3 protein-coding genes and 1 pseudogene are annotated in these 25,670 nt (G+C 43.0%); all 4 read right to left on the bottom strand.

Annotated features, from left to right (window positions below):
- A pseudogene (locus tag B6K08_RS05820) lies at window positions 1–215 on the bottom strand (hypothetical protein); the annotation flags it as partial.
- A gap of 156 nt (window positions 216–371) precedes the next feature.
- Window positions 372–803, bottom strand: a complete 432-nt coding sequence (locus B6K08_RS05825; protein ID WP_080325674.1) for a hypothetical protein — start codon at window positions 801–803, stop codon at window positions 372–374.
- A gap of 105 nt (window positions 804–908) precedes the next feature.
- Complete coding sequence (locus tag B6K08_RS05830) at window positions 909–21,809, bottom strand: hypothetical protein (RefSeq protein ID WP_080325675.1); 20,901 nt, start codon at window positions 21,807–21,809, stop codon at window positions 909–911.
- Between the two features lie 112 nt (window positions 21,810–21,921).
- Entirely contained in the window at window positions 21,922–25,626 is a 3,705-nt protein-coding gene (locus tag B6K08_RS05835) for an autotransporter domain-containing protein (protein WP_143254847.1), read from the bottom strand.
- Between the last annotated feature and the right edge of the window lie 44 nt (window positions 25,627–25,670).

Below are 25,670 nucleotides of genomic sequence, written 5' to 3' on the forward strand. Positions count from 1 at the left end.
TCCTCCAGATGGTTGTTTTCCATCAGCTCTGCCACAGCCGAATGAAACATGTCAAATCCCGCCATAGAATTGGAGAACGGGATAGGCTTTCTGGTGAATTCGATCCCCCTCCAGTTGAAAGCCCTGAAGTAGTGTTTTTCACTGCCGACATCGATGCCGACGATCATAGATGTTTCTTTTACTTGCTCGATCTTCTTGTTTTGTGTAGACTTCATTTTGTAGATACCTCTCTTTTCTGTTTATTACTAACTTCTCAGGGTCAGTAATGACAGTTTAGCTGAGGTATCTCTTTTTGTTAAGTTTGACTTATCTGTTGTCTACACTTTGAATTATACAGGAAGCTATTTACATGATCCTGTAAAGTTCAGATTTTATTTCCAAATTGTCTTCATAAGGTTGCGATATGAATTATTAAGGTAGTTTATAATAATCTCAAACATCAGGTAAACGGTTTCACCCTTCAAATCATCGTCAGGAACCACAAGGCAGATGTCCATCAAAAGAGTACCGTTATCATCAAAATAGAACTTAAATGGTTTATACTGCAAATTTTCACCATTAATTAGCTTCAGCAAATCAAGCTGGTTTTCCTCGGTTACTGCCTTTGGAGAAATCTGGACGCGAATGGCCGCAAATACACTATTGTCAATAATAACAGCTGTAGGAAGCTGCTGCCCCTCCACGGAAATATTGGAACGAAATACTACAGTTTCCCTTTCATCGCCCTCTATTTCTTCTACCTGAAAAATCTTGATGTCCTTTTCCTCCAAATAATTTTTGAAATTTTCTGCATTCTTGTTCATTATTCATCCTCCTTATTAATTTAAATATAACTTAGTCCCTTATCTAAAATTTAAATCAGATAAGGGACATAAGTTATATTAATCTGTTACTAAGATTAGTATTCGTTATTCAATTGTTATTTCCTGCTTGGAAGCATTTTTTGTAATTATGGAATTAACAATTTCACCACTCACCTCAACCCATTGACGAGGTGCTTTTGGTATAAACATTGACAGTGGAACCTCTTTGTAATAATGCTCCTTGCGCATCAGATTATTTCGCATCATATCTACTACGCTGTAGGTTTCAGTGTATTTATTGCTACGTAACAGACGCCAGTCGTGTGCTTCCACTAAATGAGCGTTGTCGGTAATTATGCCGCCATCTTCAAACAACTGGTATCTTCTTCCCATAGGATACAGTTTACTTGCATCGTTCCAGTAAACAAGCTGTTCACCATCATGGGTTGGAGTACGCCCATAAATAGCCATATTGGTTGCACTGTTGTTCACGGTGAATTTATTGCCTACCAAAGCATCACTAATATCCACAGCCCCCTTATCCACATTTACATAACCATTATTGGTCCACAGCTTGGACACCTTAGTACCAGTATTGGAGCTAAGCTTATCAATGGTAAAGGTTTCAACAAGATTCTGACCAACAGGGGTTTGCACTGTCATAGTCAACGGACTGCCACTGCCCCCTGTATTTTCAACAGTACCAATCTGAACATACTTGCCCGAAAGTACCACGTCAGTATTGCCATCGCCATTGGCTTTGGCACGAATGGTATTTATTCGGGATGCATCAGTATTATCACCCAAAAGGATTTCTACATGATTTCCCTCAGCTGAATTGAGAACAAGGTCACCCTTCTTTATGGATACTATAACATCGCCCTTGGCCTTCATATCTCTGGTATAGATACTTCCTTCATCGATTTGGGTCACCAGATCTCCCTCAGAAACCATATCCTTGTCGAAATAAATACTGCCTTTGCTTGGTACATTAGCATCAGTATTTCGTTTAGAAATAATATTTTCAGTAATATGGAGATCACCATTTCTGGTTGTCAGCTTAACATCCCGTGCCGAATCCACCAGACCATTGTGGTCAATAATGATATTCAGTCCATCTTCGCCTGGAATATAGGCCTCAGAACCAGCAGACAGGGAAATATCTCCCTCCTGGGTAGAGGTCTTACCATAAACGGTAATCTTGCCAGTACCAGTCTCAATATTAACATTTTGGTTGGCAGTTATAGTTTCAACATCAGCATCATTATCACCAACATCAATATTACCTTTGATAACAGATACATTGATGCTACCACCAGTAGATGTTACAGAATTTCCAATATAAACATCACCCTCATCCACCTTGGCATTTATATCACCAGTAACTTCAATATCCTTGTCAAAATACATACTACCCTTATTTACAGTATTTACAGTCAAAGTCGTATTGGCATTGACGGTATCAGTAATATGGAAATCACCATTACCACTATTGATGGTAACACCGCCACCATCAGAAATCACTTTACCGTTTTGCTCAATAATGACGCTGCTTTCTCCCGTCTGATATTCCGAGGCGTAAGCAGAAACAGTTACATCACCATTGGTGGAGCGGGTATGTCCCTGAACAGTCACTGTGCCAGCCTTGGTTTCAAGGTTAATATTTCCCTTGGCTGCTATAGCATCCTCTGTTGCACCCTGGCTGCCTACATGTATTGCACCTTGTCCAGTAGTAATGCTTATATTGCCGTCAGTGGATTTAACCTTCTTGCCAACCTCAACATTACCCTTCTCCGTACTAAGCTCAATATCATTGGTAACCTCGATATCCGTACCAAAGCTTAAATTGCCTTGTCCCTCAATCTTTGCCTGCAAGCCGCCCTTTGCATTCAGATAGTTCTCTATGGAAATATCTCCATTGCGGCCCTCAAGGGAAATATTCTTTCCAGCCTCTACAGAACCATGATCTTTAATAACAAAGTTGTTTTCTCCAGCATTTGGATCATAGGTTTCATTAGCAGCCTTCATGGCCACATTACCATTTATAGCCTGAGTATGACCGTAAATGTAGATGGTACCAACATTAGTGGACAAATTAATATTATTTCCGGCTGTCATGGATTCCAAATCACTGTCTTCTATGTTACCAACAGTAATATCACCATTATGATTTATCAGCTCGGCTTCAATGTTGTTAATGGCATTCAAGGAACCTAACAGTGCGATATTTCCCGCACCACTTGTCTTTACGGAAATATCTCTGCCAGCTTCGATAGCGTTAACATTGCTTCCCAAATCAGATACTATGATATCAGCATTTTTGGAATAAGCATATACATCCTTGCCGGCTAAAATGCTACCAGTAACAACTATACTTGAATTTGTATTATTATATTCATCAAATCCCGTAAGCAAGTTAACACTGCCATTTTCTGCACGTATCGTACCATCTACTGTCAAGGCCCCGTTCTCAGTGGAGGCCTTGACATTTTCTTTGGCTCCAATATTTCCGGTAATAGTAATATCTCCTCCGGAGGTATTCAGCTTAAGATCCTTTCCGGATGAAATATTGCCCTGGGCAGTTATTTGTGTGCCATCGGCGGTAATATTGCCATTGGTGGTTGTCCAGTTGCCAGTAGAAGTGATAGTTCTTGTAGCCTCCAGTTCAATATTGTCGGTGGCCTCCACAGCACCATTGAGATTAATGGTATCTGCAGTAACAATTGCATTGGTACCGGCCTTCATACCGCCATTGGCAGCTGCAGCTTCATCTGCAGTAAGGGTAATAGCCTTTCCAGCCTCCAGTTTGCCATTGGCAGTAATATTATCAGCATCAGCTGTAATATTGCCATTGGTGGCAATCCAATTACCGGAAGCATCAATACTAACTCCCGTCATTGTTATATCGTTACCAGCAGTAATAGCCTTAGTAGAAGTAATAGCCTCAGTTGCTGTTATACCAACATTGTTATTGGCACTTACTTCACCTGTCAGATTAATATTAGTTGCTTTGATGGCAACATCAGTACCAGCCACAGCGCCACCTTGGGCATCTACATTATTGGTTGCAGTAAGAGTAACAGACTTACCGGCAGCCAACTGACCACCAGTAGTAACATCTGTACCTTCAGCAATTATATTGCCATTGGTGGCAAACCAATTATCGGAAGCATCAATACTAACTCCCGTCATTGTTATGTCATTACCAGCAGTAATAGCCTTAGTAGAAGTAATAGCCTCAGTTGCTGTTATACCAACATTATTATTGGCGCTTACTTCACCTGTCAGATTAATATTAGTTGCCTTGATGGCAACATCAGTACCAGCCACAGCGCCACCTTGGGCATCTACATTATTGGTTGCGGTAAGAGTAACAGACTTACCGGCAGCCAACTGACCACCAGTAGTAACATCTGTACCTTTAGCAATTATATTGCCATTGGTGGCAAGCCAATTACCAGAAGCATCAATATTAACTCCTGTCATTGTTATATCATTACCAGCAGTAATAGCCTTAGTAGAAGTAATCGCCTCAGTTGCTGTTATATCAACATTGTTATCGGCTTCTACTTCACCTGTCAGATTAATATTTGTTGCTTTAATGGCAATATCAGTACCAGCCACAGCACCACCTTGGGCATCTACAGCCTCAGTTGCTGTTAAGGTAACAGCCTTATGAGCAGTCAATTGACCTTCCGTGGTGATATTTTTGCCATTGGCATTGATGTTTCCGCCAGCATCTACTGTATTTTCTAATTCAATAGTAGTTGCCTTAATGGTTACATCCGTACCAGCAGCAACACTGCCCTTGGTATTCACAGCCTCAGTTGCTGTCAAGGTAACTGCTTTGGAAGCAATCAGCTGACCTGCTTCATTTTTGATATTCGTGCCTTCTGCTTTAATATTGCCGCTGTTAGTTTTCCAATCACCAGAAGTGGTTATATCTGCACCTTTTACAGTTAAATCATTGCCGGCCGTAATATTCTTGGCAGTAATATCCCCAGTTGCACTTATATCAACATTGTTATTGGCGCCTACTTCTCCTGACAGTTTAACAGCTGCTCCATTAATGGCCGCATCAGTACCAGCAGTCAAGTCCTTGACCTCTACATTCTCAGTTGCAGTCAGGTTTACAGCTTTGGTAGCAGACAACAAACCATCATTATTGGAGATATTTTTGCCTTTAGCTGTAATATTGCCATCGCTGGCTGTCCAGTTACCAGAAGCATTAATCTCTGTTCCTGTCAGTGTTATATTATTGCCAGCTGTAATAGCTTCAGCGGCGGTAATATCCCCTGTTGCAGTGATGGCTACATCAGTGCCAGCTAATACAGTCTTATTGGTGGTTACAGTCCCGGTTGCGTCCAAGGTTATTGCCTTATCAGCACTTAACTGGCCACTAGTTGTAATATCCTTACCAGTGGCCTTTATATTTCCACCAGCATCAACAGCCTTTTCCAACTCAATGGTAACTGCTTTAACAGTAACATCAGCACCTGATGTCAGACTTTCCTTAGTATTAACTTTTTCAGTTCCAGTCAGGGTTACTGCCTTATCAGCACTTAACTGACCATTGGTGGTAATATTCTTGCCTTCAGCCGTAATGTTTCCGTTAGTGGCTGTCCAGTTGCCGGAAGCATTAATATCTGCTCCCTTTACAGTTAAATTATTGCCGGCAGTAATAACTGCAGTAGATGTAATATCTCCAATTGCAGTAATATTTACATTATTATTTGTGGCGTTAACAGTATCTTCCAAATTTACAGTTGCGCCATTTACGACTACATCAGTGCCTGCAGACAGGCCCTTGGCAGCTACTGCCCCAGTTGCATCCAATGTCACTGCATTATTAGCACTTAACTTATCACTAGTTGTAATATCCTTACCAGTGGCCTTTATATTTCCGCCAGCATCAACGGCTTTTTCCAACTCAATGGTAACTGCTTTAACAGTAACATCAGCCCCTGATGTCAGACTTTCCTTAGTATTAACTTTTTCAGTTCCAGTCAGGGTTACTGCCTTATCAGCACTTAACTGACCATTGGTGGTAATATTCTTGCCTTCAGCCGTAATGTTTCCCTTGGTGGCTGTCCAGTTGCCGGAAGCATTAATATCTGCTCCCTTTACAATTAAATTATTGCCAGCAGTAATGGCTTTGGTATTAACATCACCTGTTGCAGTTATTCCAATATTATTGCTGGCTCCAACATCACCTGTCAAAGTTATAGTAGTTGCCTTAACGGCCACATCAGCACCCGCAGACACGTCCTTTACCTCTACATTCTCAGTTGCTGTCAGATTTACTGCTTTGGTGGCAGATAACAAACCATCATTATTAGCAATATTCTTACCTTCTACAGTAATATTGCCATTATTGGCTGTCCAATTGCCAGATGAATTAATATCTTTTCCGGTCAATGTTATATTATTGCCAGCAGTAATAGCTTTAGCCGTATCAATATCTCCAGTTGCAGTGATAGCTACATCCGTACCAGCTTCTAAAGTTTCATTGGTTGTTACAGCTTCATTTGCAGTCAAAGTCACTGCCTTGCCAGCTTCCAGCTTGCCATTAGCAGTAATATTTACAGCATCTTCAGTTATATTGCCATTGGTAGCTGTCCAGGTACTGGAAGTAATTTTATTACCTGTTGCGGTTATATTATTACCAGCGGTAATTGCCTTAGTGGTGGTAATATCTCCAGTTGCGGTTATGCTAATATTTTTAGTGGCTTCGACTTCTCCTGACAGTGTAACAGCAATTGCATTAATGGCTACATCTGTAACAGCCGTTAACCCATTTGCCTGTACGTTCTCAGTTGCAGTCAAATTTACTGCCTCATTAGAAGTCAACGTACCTTCTGTGGTAATATTCTTGCCATCAACATTAATATTTCCACTTGTATCTACGTTTTTCTCCAGCTTAATATCACTGGCCTTAACTTTTACATCACCGCCAGAGGTCAAAATGCCCTTGGTATCAATATTTTTATTTGCCAAAAGTGTCAGTGCGCCGCCAACATTTATTACTTCATTTGTGGTGAGATTACCTTGGCTCTTAACCCATAAATCACCTGTAATACCAGCACTGTTTTCTGTGCCAACAGCACCCAGAGTCATATTGTCAACAGTATTTAAATTAGAGCGCTCTAAGCCAATAAGATAACCGTTTGCACCAGCAACAGATATCTTACCCCCATTATTAAGCAGCCTCAATGCATTATCCTTGGAGCCAATATCACCCTCTGAAGCCTTAAGATTGACTTCTTCAGCTCCATTAATATAGCTTTCTGCTGTATCTTCTTTTTCAGCTTCCGACATCACAATGCCCTTATCACCACTTAAGGTGATCTTTTTGGCAGCAGCCTTATTGCTTACTGTGATGGTACCAGCTGTATTCAGTACAAAATCCTCCTTCATGTCAATGGCGCCCAGCACGATATTATCAGGGTCATACTTAACGCCCTTCAAATGTGCGCTGTTGCCTGTAGCCTGAATATTGACACTGTTGCCCAGTACATACAATGGACGTTCTGCAGTTCCAAGATCACTGCGGCTGTCACCATTAATACCATTCAAGTAGAGATTTTGGGCATTAATGTATGGAACTACTCCATCTATGGATGTCTTACTACCAACAAGACCGTTGCCAGCATAAAGAGTTACGCTATCAGGGGTATATATGCTTCCCACAGATAGAGGATTTAATCCATTGTTTTTAATATAGAGATTCTTATTGGAACGGGCACTAAGATCACCGGTTGTTTCACCAATTGCCTGTACGGTGATAGGTTTGTTTTCGGAGCCTATTGCACCTTCGCCACCCTCCAGCAGGATATCCTTGCCGGCAATTACATTAGTGTAGGCCTGGTCTGTCAAAGCATTTTCAATTCCCTCTTTGCCCAAAATACGAACAAAGCCCTTATCTGCCTGTACTTCGCCAAGCTTCAGCACAGAAGCAGCTCCATCATCCGTGGCCTTCCGGCCAGACATTGAAATATCCTCTGCAGTTGCAGTGGCAGTTACCGTTCCAGTTGCATTAATACCAACTGGGGCTGTACCAGTCACGCGGAAATAATCCTTTCCGTTCTCGTCCTTTAGGCGGATTACATCTGAAGCATCAGAATTGGCCAAAATCTTCAGATAGTCCACATTAGTCTTGCCATCAGCACTATAGCCGTTTTTAAGCTGGTCAAAAGTAATGCTTTGCGGAGTCTCATTACTGCCAATATTTTTACCAGATAAAGTGACATTTTTGCCAGATATATTGGCAATTTTATCCCGGCTGTCAGTGGAGCCCACTTCCTTATTAATCATTTCACTGCGCAGAGCGTAGAGCAGCTCATCCTGAGTCCACTTATAGGTTGGATTTTCTGCCGCAGCCTTCAGCTTGGCATAGTCACTATTGGTATCTGCGGCCAAATGATCAAGATAATCGTCACTATCAGTATAGTGTTCGTATTCACTGCGCAGAGATTCATAGGCAAGGCGATACTCCTCTGAATAATTCTCCACCCACTTCTCATTGTAATTATCCGGATATTTAGCCACCAGGTCATCATGCAAGGCTTTCATTTGCTCATAATCAGCAAAGCTTTCCTTAACATCATGCTCATAATCGGAAACATTCTTTTCCAGCTTACGGATATAGGCGTTATTCCGATCTGGTCCCGCAATAAGGCCGGAATCAATCCACCGCTGGATACGGGCTGTGGTTTCATCACTGGCTTCTTCGCCGGTATATGGCAGGGCATCCTCAAAGCTGCCACCCTCATTTTTTAGGGTAACATCACCAGCCAAAGAACGAATGACCCCTATACGCATATCATTATCTTTATCGTTGCCTGTAGTATTCTGTGCCAGGAATATATCCTTTTGCGCCGTGGCATTAACGCTGGCACTGAGAGGATCATTATTAAGTGCCTGCTGACCAGCATGCACCTTCAAAGCCTGGTCAAGATTACCGATGCCACCTGACTGGCTGGTAATATCTATACGTTGACCAATAATACCTTCACCGGCAATCTGCTCAATATTGCCGCTGACCTCCAATTTAACATTATTGTTGCCAGCCATAGGATCACCAGTACCCTTGGCTTCAATAGTGGATATTTCCGTATTACCGGTAACATTAATGCCTATATTTCCATCACGGGTAATAGCACCCAGCTGTACAGCTGTTTCCTTGTCAAGGGTTTCAATATTGATGTTTGCAATATCCTTTTGGGTGTTAAGTGAAATTTTATTTCCTAAAATAGATACACCATTATTGGCTTTAAGGGCACCCTTGTTGGAAGTAATATCAATAGTACCTTCTACATTGTTATTGCGAATATTTCCATTAAGGGTTATATCGCCTCCGCTCTTCAAATTAATCGTTCCTTTATCCTGACCTATAAATTTAATCTCAATATCTTTATCTGCTTTTATACTGGATACATAGGTCTGACTGGAACCAGTCTTAACATCCCAGTTGTAATAATAATTCTTCCAAAGAACTTTATTTTTGGAGGTAACGTTATAATTTAATCGTTGATTCTTAAGTACAACATTGTCTGCTACAATCTTGTAATCCGGTCCCGTCCCTGTGGATACAAATATTCCATTAGGCAACGGTTTGGCATCATTGACGGTAACCGTCTTCTTGGCCTTGCCAGTCTCTGATTCAAAGGTGGCAAAATCAAGATGTAAAATACTGGTATCACGATAATAATAATGGGTATTAGTGGTGGATTCAGAACCAACCGTCCAGTTATACCGGCTGTTTGCCTCCGGCTTAAAGGTATAGTTGCGGCCATGTACGTCAGTGTTCAGCACTCCAGGATTAAATCCCGTGGAGGTGGTAACTCCCTCTGTGGTATATTTCTTGGTGGTAACCACTTCCTTGCCATTGTTATCCAAGGATACGGTTGTTAATGTCACTTCACCATTAATATTATTATTGAGTACCTTACCTAACTGCATGGAAGCATTCGTCTGATTATCAATGCTGATATCAGCACCGCCATCTACGGCAAAAATCTTGCCACCGGTGGTGCTGATAATACGACCAGCGAGGTATACTTTGCCTCCCTGAGCATCAATATCTTCTGCCAACAGGGTATCATTATCAGGGTCATAGAAAATCTGGACATTATAAACCAGGGAGCCATCAGTTGCCCGTTCAGCCTCCCAGTCTGTGCCTCCCTCATTTACCATATAGATACGGCGGCCTTCAAAAAGCTTGGATTTACTAAAGTCCTGATTTTTGGCCGCTGTCTTGGCAGCGTTCAGCTGTTCTTCCGTTATAACGGCTTTGTACTGGCCATAACCACTTTGTAAAATACCATTTACATTGATAGCGTCTGCCGCAATGAATATGGAGCTTCCGGCAATACGTCCGGATTTTGCTGCTGCTTTTTCACTATCCGTTTGAGCTGCAGGGCTATCAACTGTCACTTCTTTATGCTTTTTAGTAGCATAATCGTTGCCCCAATCATTTTTTATGTTGTTAATAGCAGCATCATTGGCACTCTTGTACACTTCCTGCGGCGTAGAACCAACATTGACCACACCCTTGGTATAGCTCTGGTTTACACTGCCATACTGGGCTGTCAGTCTTATGCTATGACCATCAATACCGGTGGCCTTGGTGCCAGAGCCATTGATGATGATATCGCCGCCAGTTTTATTTTTATTCGTGATGGTTACATCTGTAGTTCCAGCGTTTACATGTCCGGCAATCTCAATGGCGCCCATGCCGTTGAAGACACTATTAACATAGGTTATCTTGCCGTCCTTTGTAACCTTATCGGTCAAGGTAATTCCGCTGAGAGAAGGATTTTCCGAGAGAATATTTACCCCCGTATTGCCATCGGTGCCAGACTTTAGCTTACTGTAGGAAACATCGTATTTTTTATCGCTGTTCAGCTGTTTTATCTGATTCTTGCCATTGGCATCAGATTTTATTATATTGTCACGGTAGATGACTCCCTGGCCTTTATCCTTTATGGTAATATCATTTACCACCAAATAGGCATTGGATTTATTTTCCACCTTTACTTCAGGATTGGTCTTGGCAACCACTGAACCCTTGCCATAGAAGTTGTTGGCGTCCACATTTATGGTACCGCCACTGGCTTCCATCAATCCTGGCAAGGCAACGATTGGAATATCATAACCTTCGGTAACAGGCACCTTAATGGTCTTACCATCAACAACCTTTTCCTCCATAAGCCCCAAGGAATTAAGTTTGGCCTCCAAAAGCTGCATTTCAGCCAAATATCCGGCATAAGCGATAGCCGTTTTGTCGTCACCGCCCTTACCGTCTTTACCATTATAGGCAGAAATCAGCTTGTTCAGTTCATTCCAGCGTTCAGCTAATACATTGGCATAGCTGCCAGTGTACTGCTTCGCTGCTTTTTCCAATTCCGTGTAGTGTCTGCCCTCGTCATCCACTATGGAAATGGTGTAGGATGGATTGTTGCCTTTAGCTGTTACATCATGGGTTTCCACAATCTTGGTAGCATCGTTAACATCAGCAATATCATTATGTCCCAGAAGGTCTTTTGGTACCACCTGTCCAGTAATAGTAACATTAATCTTGTCCTGGAAACCAGCCAACAGGGAACCATCCACCTTGGCATAATTGGTGGATTCATTTACAAACCTATCAACATTTACATTTCCATCACTGGCTGTCTTTACAACAGGTATGGCTTTTCCATCGCCGCCTTCGCCACCATAAATAGTATGATAGCTGGCCTGCTTAAGAATATTTTCCGTACCATTGGCAGCCTTAATGTTAATATTACGCAGAGCTTCCCCTATTGCACCGCTCTCAACCTGCACGCTGTTATTACGACGGTTTTCCACAATCAGATCACGACGCCATCCCAATGGAACAGCAGTATCATTGTGGGCATCTGCTATGGTAAGCTGCTTAACATTGGACTTGCTGCCGTTATTATCAGCCCCGGCATAAAGGTTTATATCCTTATTGCTCTTAATGGTTCCCTTAACTTCCACTGCATTACTGCGATTAATCTTATGCTCGGTGATTGCCGTTGGACCAGCACCAGCTCCACCAGCCACCTTGCCCTCAGCATGAACAGTGCTGTTAATATCGTCAGAGGCAGCCAGGGTTACACCGGCAACATCATAACTGCCATTGGAAGTCAGAGTTGCCCCTGTTCCTAAGGTAACCTTATTGGCAGATGTGTAATCCGTTCTTGACTGCACCACAATAGACTCCGCTATACCGGCATTTAGGCCTGTAGCGTAGTTCTTCAATGCATCTTTATTAAGCGCCTCATATTCCTGGGTACCAACGGTGGTGACCTTGACGTTGTTGCCAATATTCACCTGGGTTCCCTTCTTGATTACATCCTTACTTTCCAGTACGGACATACCCAAAGCATTACCTGCCGTAATATCGAGACGGCTGCTATACTTGTTGTTTTTATTGGTATTGATGTTGTTTTCTGCACCAACATATACCTTGTTGGCAGTAATGTCTGCCCCATTGGCTATGTTGGCTGAGGTGATGCGCCCCTTGTCGCCAATATTCAGTGAAGTATATACGCCGCTGCCCTGAAGAACTCCGCCACTGGCCGAGAAGGTCTGGGTATCCATGGAATCGAATTGCTTGGCGTTAACGTAGACATTATCCTGAGCAAACCATTTACCATAAATATTTGCAGTGGCTGAATTATCAAAATAAGTGATAGCCTTGGCATTAGTACCATAGTCCATCAAACCGCCGCCGGAGCCACGTACATAGGAATCCGTATAGGAATTGCCCGTTGCTCCCATTACCAGCTTATTGACATCACCGCCACCTGCAGTTGTACTTACCAGATCTTCAGCCCTGGTGGTGCCTTTTATTCCACCAGCAGCAAACTTAAGTCCGCTTACAGTAACATTACTGATATCATTTTGACGTGAGGTCATATTGGTGGCATCAATGGTCAAAGTGGCATATCTGGTATTATCTTCATTTTCCGAATTATTCTCATTATTGTTATTGGCATTATTATTAATTGTATAGGAATAATCTTCCTTGCCAATATTGATGGCTGCATTGGTTTTAGTAGTAATATTAGACTCATCACCACTGTACCCTGGCACAGCCATACCAGCCACAGCTACGCTGCGCAGCTTGGAGGTAGCCGTAATTTCGTCCTTTTTACCCACCTGAGCCCCAAAGAATACAGACCCGGCACTAAAGAAGTTGTCGTCTGCCACATTAATCAGGGCACTGCTATTAGCCTCTACTGTAGCCTTGGAAGCCATTCCGGTTACTACAGCAGCGGCATGATTATCAATATCTGTTTTCAGCTTCGGAGCATTGGCTGTCTGGAAGGACAGGGCATCTGCCTCGAATAAATAATTTTTCCCCTTTATGTTTATCTGAGAAGTGCTGCTATCCTTCACATAGGTACTGTTCCAGCCCGCAGAAGCAAGCCCCGCAGCAATTCCTGTGCTGTTGGCAGTAAAATTACCTGTCTTGATGGCATTAATATTGATTTTGCCATCTGACTTCGTGGTATTGATGCTATAGGTTTTGCTTGCATCAGTATTTTCAATATTAACGGCCACGGCGCTGGTATTGGTAATACCAGTATTAATTGCATTTACCGAAGCTGTGCCAGCTGCCACACCATATACATTAGTATTGGCGGTAATGGCGTTATTGGCATTAATCTTCATATCACTTTCAGTAGTAATATGGGTATTCTTAACATTAATCCCGGTAGTACCGCTGGTTTCCACTGTACTGTTAATAGCGTTGGCAGCTATTTTAGTCCCCAAAGTACCTACAGCACCCTGAGTATAAATACCAGGCTTCTTATCATTGTTGTCCCGCTGTTTATCCACGGTATTGGCTAAAATCTCTACATTTTGGCCATACAAAGTGGCACTGTCAAAATTAACATTGGCAGTATTTTTCACATTGGCAGTAGCATGGGTTACCACAAAGGCTCCAAGGCCCACACTGGCCCCCTTGGCATTCAGATTAAGCCTGTTTTTCTCAGTGGCGTCAATGTGCAACATGCCACCAGCAGCATTAATACTGGAGCCAGTAACAGAAAGATTAGCTCCTGATGCGGTCCCCTTCAAATTGGTATCAATTTTAAAGGCTGTACGTTCTCTTGATTTTTGACGCTCGCTGGCGCTCATTCCAACGAAGCTGCCGGTATTATTCTTGTCCTGGGCATTGGCGGTGCTGATTTTGTCCTGTAATTCCTTATCCGCCGTTATACTTGTATTAATAGAAGTGTTTATATGGTTAACGCCGGCTGCCACACCACCAAGGGAAAGGTTAAGCATGCTTGTATCAATATCACGGTCAATACCCACATCTACACTAACGCCCTTCCTGGCAGAAAGTTCACTTTTATTACTAATATTGATATTGGATTTATCTGCAATTGTTGTAATCGCGCTGTTAACCCCTGCACCACCCAAAAGACCGACCTGGGCAGCATCATTGGAATAATCAGCTTTTATGGTGTCATGGGAGCTTACACTTATTGCTCCCGATTCAATTTTAGATTTATTGATAGATACGGACACGTCAGCGGTATGCTTGTTATAATTTACTGTTCCATTCAAGCTGCCGCCCAATCCCGCAACGCCACCGGAAAGCAAAGCAGCACTCTGGATAGTATTGTTACGTGCCTTAACCTCTGCCGCTGCATCATCCTTTTGTGAACCATCAGTATCAGATAAGGTACTGTTGGAAACACTGGCCGCAACAACAGTTTTCTGTTCCAAAAGATTTAGACCAAAGCCTGCAGAGACTCCCACACCAGATAAAGAGACTCCGTATGTATCCATATAGATACGGCTTTCGTTTTCGGCCCAGACATTAGCCTTGTTTTCATAACTCAAATTAAGATTATTAACCTTAGCCGAAACATTCATATAAAGATCATCATGAATCAGGTTTGCATTAAGGGCAGCACCCTCTACAGCCAAACCACCGGCTACGGCCAAATTGGAAATTCCTTGCTTGGAAATGGCCTGTAGGTCAAAATTATAGGCCTTTACATTGGTGGTTTTTTTGGAATCGCTTTCTGCAAGCACAACGCGGCCCAAAATATTGCTGTTCTGGTTAGCACCAAAGCCTATATTACCGCCACCGGCAGCACCCATTTCAAAGGAACCAATATTATTGTAGTCTGATGCTTTTACAGATACATTTTTATATTGATCGATATCAGCGCCTTCATTTACAGAGGTATCATTTAAGCTAGTCTTGGTATCGCCGGAAATATAATTTTCGTTAAATGTTCCAGCTACACCAGCTATGGCTCCCCCGGCACCTGTAAGGACATCAGCTGCTATAGCATGGGTAGAGCTGCTGTCCACCACCAAACCACTAAGCTTGGAATTTGTACGGGCAGACTTAAGGAGACTAGGATCAAAGGTGGCACGGCTTACGGAACCGCTGATAATACCATCAGATTTATTCTTATCAGCAGACTTCATGCCATTATTTACAGAAATCTTATATTTTTCGAATTCAGCAGCATTTTCGGAATCACTGGTCCAGGTGACTAATTTGCTGTCCTTGACAGCTGCCAGGGTATCCCCGGTGATCTGATTGTTGGCCACAGAAACACCAAACCCGCCGCCGGCACCTCCTGCAATAACACCGGCAATGGAGGAAATAGCATCGTCACTTTGGGCTACAACGCCAATATTATTGCTACTGATTATATTTGTCTTATTCATTTCCGCAGTAGTATTGCCACGGATATTGTTATAGCTGTATGAACCACCAATAGCAAAGGTATTTGCCCCAGCCAAACCAATGCCAATACCCAACAGCTTTGTATTGGAGGTAGAATTAATATCCAGATTATACAAATTGCTGGCTTGTGCCGCAGGAGTGTTCAGATAGTTATAAAATGCCTTAGTGTTCTGGTCCACATCGTTAAAGGAAAGACCTACACCACCGGCCAAAACTCCTGAAAAGGCGGTAGCCAAAGCTGCCCCAGCAGTCTTATTGTTGATATCAGAGGTAGCCTTAATATTCAAAATTGCACTAGAATTAACTTCCTGATTAGCAGCCTTCTTTTCATTTACGGAAGTGTTTTCCATACCGGCATTTACATCTTTATAAACATTGGTACGGGCTACACCGCCCTGAAGATTTACACTGCCCTCAATACCAACACCAACACCTACAGTTGTGGCTCTGGATTTATCGTTGGCTAATACATCCATTTGGGCAGTATCATCCTTTGGAGCATTAATAACGGCGTCCTTAATCAGGGCCTGAGTAGTTTCCCGCTGGTTCTTTTTACCGATATTAGCATAGGCCACACCACCGCCGATACCGGCTACACCACCTACAGAGATGTTAAGGCCACCGGCAATTGTAGTCTTGGAGGTTGTATTTTCAGCATTAACCTTCAGTCCCTTTACATTGACAATTTCAGTACCCTTCTGTCCCTTGCTTATAATCGCCTCACTGCTGTTGCTTCCTTCGTTTACTGCAACTGCACCATTTAAGTTAAACTTCGAGGCACCAACCCCGGCACCTATTGCAAGGACATAAGTATTATTTTTTGCATTCAAATCAAGGGTACCATCAGATTCGTTGGCCCCAAATTTAATTTCCCCACCCTTTACGTATACACCGGTGGTATTATTCATATCATTATTGGCAAAGGTCATACCAACACCAACATTGGTGGACGCGTTAAACTGACCGGCCACGCTAACAATGCTGGATTTATTATCCGCTAAGGCACTGACAGCATTTGCAGACAAGCTGCTATCCGTAATGTTCACCTTGTTGTTATTGGTAACGTTGTGCCAGCTTATGCCACCTGCACCGCCAAAGTAGTTGGAACCAATGGAAGCACCTGCCGCTGTTCCCACAATCTTCGTCTGATTGGTGGTGGTGGTATAAATAGAAGCTCCCTTTAAGGTTGCTCCAGTGATATCCACTGACAGATTATTCTTGATATCGTCAATACCTACACCTACGCCGGCACCATTTCCACTTAAATTGATGCCCGCAGCCACGTTCAGCACCAGACTGCTTCCTGGAATGGTAGTATTGGCATTGTTATCGGTATTTTCTTTTATTTCCTTGTTGTTGTTTTCATCCACAACTGCTTCGTTGTTGATGGTTTTCTTGGCTGCAGTTGCAACGTACTTGTCAGTAATGTTATTAACATCAATGCCGTTGGCCTTCAGCTCTTCCTTTTTGGCATCGGTTTTAGGCTTTTCTATCTCCTTGTCATGGGCAATCAAAGACACATCCCCGCTGGCGTCTATTTGGGTGCCATTGCGAACAGCTGCCTGAACGTTATTATTAATTTCATTGTAGGCCACAGCGCCGTCAAGACCAATGGCTGACTTGCCGCCACCCTTGCTACCGGCAACTGCCACGTTAAGATGATTTATAGACTTGGCAGCTTCCACATAAAAGGCATCTATTTTTTTGTATTCTCCGCCACTTATCATGCTGACCAGATTATTGGACAGATCGCTGATGGATACAGAGCCACCCAAATTGACAGAGGTACCATCACTGCCTGTCCAGTTGGCCGCCAAGCCACCAGCAAGCTGCCAGTTGCTAGCTGTGGCAGTGTTTGTAATATTAGTCTTTGTCGTACCCTCGAAGTTTTTGTTTACGTCAGTACCAAGCATCATGGCTCTGACATTATTATTAACGTTGTTGTAGGATACGGAACCACTGGCTGTGAGATTGCTGCCGCTGCTGGAATTAACACCCAGGGCCAGGCCGCTGGCCACCTCTGTACCAGATTTTTCTGCCGTATTGGAAACACTGTCGGCTCCTTCAATCTGAGTGTTCATTATGAGTGAATCCACGGTTCTGGCAGCATTCACATAGCCCACAGCTCCACCAACAGCAACTGAAGGACTTTCGTTTTTCTTCAGGGCATTATAAGCTGCTCCCCCGGCGAAGGAGCCAAGGAAGGTGTTGTCAGTAGCACTGACTGCCACTTCGGTCAAAGAAGAATTAGCAGCTTCATTTTTCTCAATTATAATTCCATCTACAGTTGCCGCAGTATCGTTGATTCCCTTATTTATAGCGGCACTTCCCGCTGCAGACAGTCTGAAGCCTCCTTTACCGCCAAGGTTCTTATCGTCAGCCTCCTTATTGCTTTCATTGGAGCCGTTGACAGTGTCTGTAAGCTTGCTGCCTTTAAGCCAGTTATCAAATTTATCACGCTTGTTGGCGAGTTTTTGAATAAGGTCGCTTCCCTTATCAAATAGAGTCCTGTCGGAGCCTGCGGTTCCAGCTATTTCAGCTCCAATACTGTTTATAGTACCGGTAGTTGTAGCAGTAACATCCAATTTATTGGCCTGCCAAAGGATTTCATCCTCTGCATCAATAGGAGCTTCAAAATCTGTGGCCGCACCAAAGAAATCATCATCCACGGAGCCCAACTTTTCGGCCAGTTCACGGGCCAGTACTGAACGGTTGGTGGTGCGGTTTTCCGCCTTATTTTCTTCCGTGTCATCAGCTTTATCTGAAGCTTTCTTTATACCTTCGCCATTATCTGCCACCTGTACAATATTATTGGTATTATAGTCCACATAGTTGACACCAATACCCACAGCACCTACAGCATCCTGTCCACCCAAAGTGAGACCACCGGTAATGGCATTAATGGTGGTATTATTTTCCGTATGGAGGTTTATGGTACCATTATTACTGCCTTCATCCGATCCATCCGGTTTTCCGGTGGCAGTCAGCGTTGCCTCATCATCAATAGACACAATGCTGTTGCCTGTGCCCTTTACAATATTCACCATACCGCCGATATTAAGCGTATCAGCCTTGCCGGAGGAATAGACAATATCCACCTGCTTCATATTGTTGACGCCATTAATATCTATTGCATTGCCTTCAATTATGGTATTTTTGCCCACCATAACCAAGCCGGTTCCGTTTATCTCCTGATGAGCTACACTAGCCCCCATGCCCACTTTGCCAGACTGATCCAGAGTACCATATTCGCCCCCCTTACCGGTAAGGGTAACTGTATAGGTACCAGATTCCGCTTTTATACCGGTATTGCCATCAGCTTTAATGGTTGTTTCTTCGCCAATTAAAACGGCAGCATTATTCTGTAATTCGTTTACTTGCACAGAGCCAGTGGCAGTAAAATTGCCGGAGCCATCCTCAGACTGGTTCTTGGACTCAGTGCGAACATGGTAATGGGTATAAGTGGAAGGATGGGTAAGATTAAGGGCATTTTCGGCTGTGCTGATGAGGCGCGCCTTAATATCCAGACCCAATTCGCCATCTTCCTTAACCTTATCAATGGCTTCCTTAAGCTTTTCCCAATTGGATAGTGTAGAAGGAATTTTAGTAGGGTCGCTCCAATCGATGGCTTTAACATTTTCATCCCAATTTTCCAAAGCAGCTTTATAGGCATCCTTTATATCCTGTGGAAGATTAGTTATTGCCTCGTAGGATTCTTTCACCTGTTTCCAGGCTTCCTTTACGTTATACAATCCTTCAGCTGCCGGGTTATAGTCCATGTGAGCTTGGGCGTTAATGTTTATACTGCCGGAAGCATACAAGGAAGCTACAGGATTTTCACCGATTTCATCAATTTCATCATTTGCATCGTCATCATTTTCGTTAGACTCTTTAGCATTTGCTATTTTGACAGTGGCATTATTTTTTACATTGTCCACCAGTACGGCAGCATTAATAAGAGCTCCGGTGGTGGCAGCACTGCCATCCGAACTCTTGGCGTGGGTCATGGAGTTAACTACATTCATGTGGAAACCACCGATTTGGTTGCCGTCATCATCTGTGCCGCCAATCATGGTTTCCGCATTTATATTAATATTGCCTTTATTATCACCATTTTCATCATTACCATTAATGGCCTCCAGAGCAGCGTTAATCTCTACACTGCTGCTGTTTTCCTGATTAAAAATACCCACTGTGGCCCCGGCATCGCCGTATTTTTTCAGCTTGCCTACCAATTCATCCCCATAGTCCACCAATTTATCAAAAAACTTATTCAGGGAGCTTTTCTGGCTGCTATCCAGTGGCTTTAATTCCACAGGCTGGGTATCCCCATCAAATATCTGCCCCGACATTACACCCAAGGTATTATTTACCGTCATCAGATCCTTAGCGACAGTATTATTGGCACTGACATCAATGGATGAGGCGGAAATATCTTTGTTGATGGTAACATTTGCACTGGTCTTGTCATTTACATAGGCCACACCGGCGGATAATACACCGCTTTCCTCATTCATGGCCGAGGAAGCTGTAACCTCCATATCCTCCTGCATACTAGCTGTGGCTTTAAATTCCCCGGCAGTATGAATTTCTTCGTTGACCTTGACATTTGCACTGCTTTCGGAGTTGACAATAGTCACGGCACCATAAACAGACGGAAGCTTCGTGGTAGTATCGCCTTCCTTCCGCTGAACATTCAAACCTTTGGCAGTTGCCAAAATAGTGGTATTGGTGTCCGCCGCCAAATTAACACCATCAATTTTTTCCTCGCCCTGCTTAAGCTCCAGACCTTTATTTACCGTAACCTCAGAGGTATTCTTTCCCGTTACATTGGTATAGGCTCTGGCCATAACGCTGGAATTCACATCCATGGTCAGATTGGCTGAGGCTTTGGCATCCAAGGATTCAGCTTCAATCGTGCCACCCAGTGAAACGCTGGCTTCATTGGACCGATTGCCAGTGCCTTCCATAATGCCCAACAGGAACAGGTCTATCCATTTGGTCCATTGAGAGGAGTCCGGCTTCAGCAAATCCGCCGAGTCTTTGCCAGAAGTCTTTTTTAGGTAAAGGTACATGCCATACCTTAAAGCAGCATCCTTAATTATTGACTCACGGATCTTCTTTTGAACCAAATCCTTGGTCCGCTGGTCCTGAAGATATTCAAATATCTGACCTTCCTTGTAGGAAGTATTGGCATCCGCAGATATTTTTACCGCACCATCAGTAGTTATTTTTCCCTTGTTGGTAACAGAAGACGCATTATCAGCGGCAAATAATTCCTTGAGCCATCCTTCTTCCCACTTATCCCAGTTCTTTAATTCGTATTCGTCCTTATCCTTTACCTTAGTGGCCTTTAATGCAGGCAATTCACTGTCATCTACGTTTTTGAAGCTGGCAGCCTTTAAGACAATATCTCCACTGCCATCTGTTCTTTGAGAGGCAGTTAAGCCTTGAGGAATCTGCTGGGCAATTTCGCTGTTAACAACATTCTCAAACTGAATATTGCTAATGCTTTTTAGCTGGGCACCATCATTAATGTCAATAACCCCGGCTCCCAAAACAATACCACTATGGGTGTTAATATGGCCGGATACTTCAATATTACCTGTAGTAGCTGGCTTGCTATCCTCATCACTGGCCATCAGCGCAGTAATTTCATCTAGCCCAAATTCTTCGCCACTCTTGTTTAAATTATCTTTACCATTGTATAGCTCCTTGAAGGCATCCTTCTGTACCACCATACCGGTAAAACTGCCAGCATTAATAACCCCCTGAGAGCCCACAACAATTCCGTCAGGGCTGAGGAAATACAAATTGCCATCGATTTTACCATCTTTGACAGCATTTAATACGCCATTAATATTAACCTCGTTATTAACCATATTTACCAAGGTATTGGCATAATTACTGCTGTCCTTCATATTGAAGTACATATCGGCCCGGTCACCATTTCCAAGGGAAAACTCCTTAAAACGGTTAACCCCCAGACCATCATCACTGACAAACTGGGCATAAATCTTATATAAGTCATCCTCTTTAACAATAGTAGATTCCTGTCCACTTATGGCAGTAATTTTAGTTTTAATTTCCGTTTCTGCAGGGACCTCATCAGCATAGGCAATTCCGGACGGAAAGACAGAAAGACACCCTAAAGCAAGGCCAAGCACAATTTTACTGGCCAAAATATTGTATGCGTATCTATCCTGTTTCTGGTCATGTTCAGCAGCGTGCTTTCTTATCATTTTGCGATATTTTCCTGACTGCGACATGATAATCCCTCCTTGCCTATAGTTCTATCCTTGAGAATAGAAAATAATTATCCTCCAATAAATATTCTACAAAGTAACGTTAAATTCCTGCAATCATTCCCAAGAATTGTTTTTACCACATTCTTCTAAAAGTAACTGATGCCATAATGTCTTTGTCGTGGCTGCCCTTTTGGAAAGCCAAATCACCAGCCAGAGTCCAGCCAGGGGCAAACTCAGCCTCGCCGCCAATAGACATTATGAAATGGGTCTTGTCCTGCTGTCCCCGCAGCTCATAACGCTTGGTATCATTACCAACATAGCCGTAGGTAAACTTTGGATCAGCACCAGTGAAGGCATGCTTTACGCCAAGACGCAAGGCATAGCTGCCCTTGCTCAGATATCGTTTAAATTCCAAGCCAAGGCCCCCGGCGAAATAGGTATTGGACTGGCTGTCCACACGATGACCGAAAATGCCGGCCCCACGTTCGGTATAGCCATCCTGCCACAGCTGGGAAAGCTGTACATTGGCATAAGGGCTGATATGCCAAATCTTCATATTCTTGGCATTTAAATCGTATTTATATTCACCGCCAAGCTCCAAGATGCGGCTGTTATAATCTGCTTTTGCCTGTAAATCCAGACCGGTAAGACGACGAGTCAAATCATTGTTTATCCAACCATAATCCAAGTACACATAGCCATTATGAGGCCCATTGCTATAACCGCCATACAGGCCTACACGGGTATCCTTTACCCCATTATGGGATAAATTGTCCGCAAAGGAGAATTGACCATAGCTAACAAAGGCACCGGCCCGCCAATGCTTTCCATAGGCACGGTCCCAGCCACCAGCCATGGTAGTTCCCTGATAGTAGCTGCTGCCACTGCCTTCGCCCCAGTTTCTGGCCACCTTGAACCAGAAATCATTGTCCACAGGCTGAGCCAGCTTCATATCCATGGTCAAAGCCTTGTCGTCTTTACCATCATCCAGCTTGGAGGTTGGAATAGCCACCTTAACTTCTTTTGAAGCAAAGGCTTCTGACAGACGGGCGGAAAGTAAATGACTGGTCATGGTATTGCTTTGGGTCATTACCATGTTGTTTGGAGCTGGGCTTGATGCAATGGCCGTAAGGGCTGCCTTGGCCTCACCAGAATCCATACTGTATAAATCACGCATTTCATTGACACGACCATCTCCATTGGCTGACAGATGCAACTGCATATCCGTCATGGCATCGTAGGCCTGCTGTTGGGTGCTGTCTATTGGGCCAAGATTATTAGACGCAGAAGTCGTTACCTTCAATGTGGTACCATCAATGATGCCGATTGTATTCAGCATACCCGTAGCTGCGTATGGCTTTGTAGTATTGCCTAAAGTACCTTCTATTTCATCTGCCTGTAAAACTTCCATTTGTTCATTTGGCAAGGCATTGGTCACCGACAACATGGAGCCATTTATAGATGCCTTTCCGTCCACAATAATCTGGCCATTATCACCGCCGGCAAAGCCTCTAAGCTCGCCATTGGATACCAGATTACCCTCGATGTTCATATTGCTGTTTTCGCTATTGGCACCTATGGAGCCGTAATTATAGAAATTACCTGTAGTATCGTCTGTAAAATCTGAAGCAAAGTCATCATCAGAAATTTCATTTACGATGAAATTTCCGCCATACAACGCTGCATCCTCCGCTACATTAACACTAACCACATTAGCTGTACCATTATAGGTCAATGTTCCATTGTTTACATTGACCTTCATATTATCCTCACCGGTAATATCGCCATTGTAGGTTAGATTAGTATTAAAATTTAGATTGGTAACTAAATCAGGAATATAATCCGAATACCAATATCCATTTTTTCCAAAGTTTCCTTTATACTGAAGTCGCAAAACATCACGATTATCGTTGTCTTCGTCTTCGTCATAGGCTCCTTCATAGGCAGCATCACCAAATTGCTTCCAATCCGATGTAATATTGCCGTAAATTTTGGCCCCATCATTAATATTTATATTTTTAACGAAGGCATTTTTACCGATGTAAATGGCATTTTCATCACCAGAAAGGGTTCCGGAAAGATTATAGTTATCCACCATAGGCCCATTCAATTCATCGGCAACAGAATTGAACTCATCGGAATCCATTTTAGTCAGTTTTAGATTTTCAGCTTCAGTTATATTGCCATCATCATCTATATCACGAGAGTAGCGAATATAGGAACCGCGATACTCACTATCAGGGGCCCCTAATAAATTTGAGCCAAAGTCAAACCGTATACCGGTACCACCTTCACCATTAGCTGTAACTGTACCAGCCTGATTAACAGTATGATTGCGGCCATAGGCCACCAGAATACCATTTCCTCTATAGCCATCGGCGTGAATTTCCGTATTCTCCGGAATAATGAGAGTATTGTTTACACCATCCACCCGGACACCAGTACCACCATCGCCTACAGTCAGAATATTGGCCGCCTGGGTTATATTATTATCGTAACCATAAATATGTAGGCCGATACCTAGAGGAACCTTGCTGAAGGTGTTATTTAAATAGGCTGTACCGTCAGCATTACGGGCAAAGTAGCCCTGGGTATTGATTAATGTTCTGCCATTATTGTAAATGGAACGACCATAATATGCCTTGCGGTCAATATCGTATCCAATATCATTCATTACAGCCAATTCCGCTTCTAAAAAGGTAGTATAATTCCGGTAGGATCGATGGCTCATTATACCAGCGGTTTCGATGTGGGAGCCCTCAAAAGTGAAAATCCCATCCTCCTTTTCCCAGCCTTTGACTGGTAAACCGTTTACCCCATAAAAGGTGCCACCATCAAGAGCAGCTGTCACATCACTGCCAATAAAGAAGGCATAGCCTTGTCTGCCAGTCAGATTATCACCATTGTCACCTTCTCCATTATCCACGATAAAATAATCAGATTCCTTTACCTCAGGATGGTCTTTCTTTAAATCATTGAAGAAATCACTGGTCATAATTTGCATACCAGGCTTGGCAGGATTCAGATTTTGGTCCACCAAATGACTGGACCAGTTATTTAAGCTATCATCAAATCGTTTGTAATACTCATTTTTATCATTAACTGGAATGTTCCCACCACTTAATTCTTCACCATTTTCATCAGTTGTAACATCATTTATAGCAATTCCTAAGGCATGACCCAATTCGTGACGGAAAATTGCTATATAGTCAGCCGCATGTTCGTTTGTAGGTAACACCGTATCCCCGTCTACCCACCATCCATCAATGGCACCTTCACGATGAGCCCCCATATATTTACCAATAATTATTCTACTATAAGCATAATCACCAGCTGGAAACGGATCTTCTGAGGCAGCTAAATCAAAGGTAATGGGCGTCAGATTACGTATTCCCTGAAATGACTCTGTAATATAGTTTGTATTTGGATATACCATTTTATCTGTAGTTCCATTGGCAGTGAAAAAATTAGAAAGGGCCGAGGCATTTTGAAGATCTTCTTGGGTAGTAACATAAATTTGCCACGGAGTAGAATTTTTTCCCCTGAGGCTAAGCATATCCGTCCAATAATAAAGTGCTTTAAGGCTACCTTTTACCAGTGATTCATCCAGCTCATATTCGGCTGGTGTAATAAAGTAATCCCCTTCATAGCCTAAGCCCTCATCTTGATGCAATATATTAAGCTCTGCTACCGGTATGCCACCATAGCTAACAGTCCAGGTGTCAGCCTCTTCAGCCGCCTCTGTCCAGGAAGGCGCACTAATAAGACTGGTTAGAATAGCTGTTACCAGCATTGCTTTCTTACTGTTGGTTATTTTCCTACCCTTAACTCGTTTCATAATGCTCCCTCCATATATATCAAAGATTGCTATATTTTTAGTTA

Origin of the sequence: Anaerovibrio lipolyticus DSM 3074, assembly GCF_900141865.1 — a bacterium.
Lineage (GTDB): Bacteria > Bacillota > Negativicutes > Selenomonadales > Selenomonadaceae > Anaerovibrio > Anaerovibrio lipolyticus.

Coding starts and splice junctions, on each gene's coding strand:
- B6K08_RS05835 (WP_143254847.1), bottom strand. CDS start 25,626: ATGAAACGAGTTAAGGGTAGGAAAATAACCAACAGTAAGAAAGCAATG.
- B6K08_RS05825 (WP_080325674.1), bottom strand. CDS start 803: ATGAACAAGAATGCAGAAAATTTCAAAAATTATTTGGAGGAAAAGGAC.
- B6K08_RS05830 (WP_080325675.1), bottom strand. CDS start 21,809: ATGTCGCAGTCAGGAAAATATCGCAAAATGATAAGAAAGCACGCTGCT.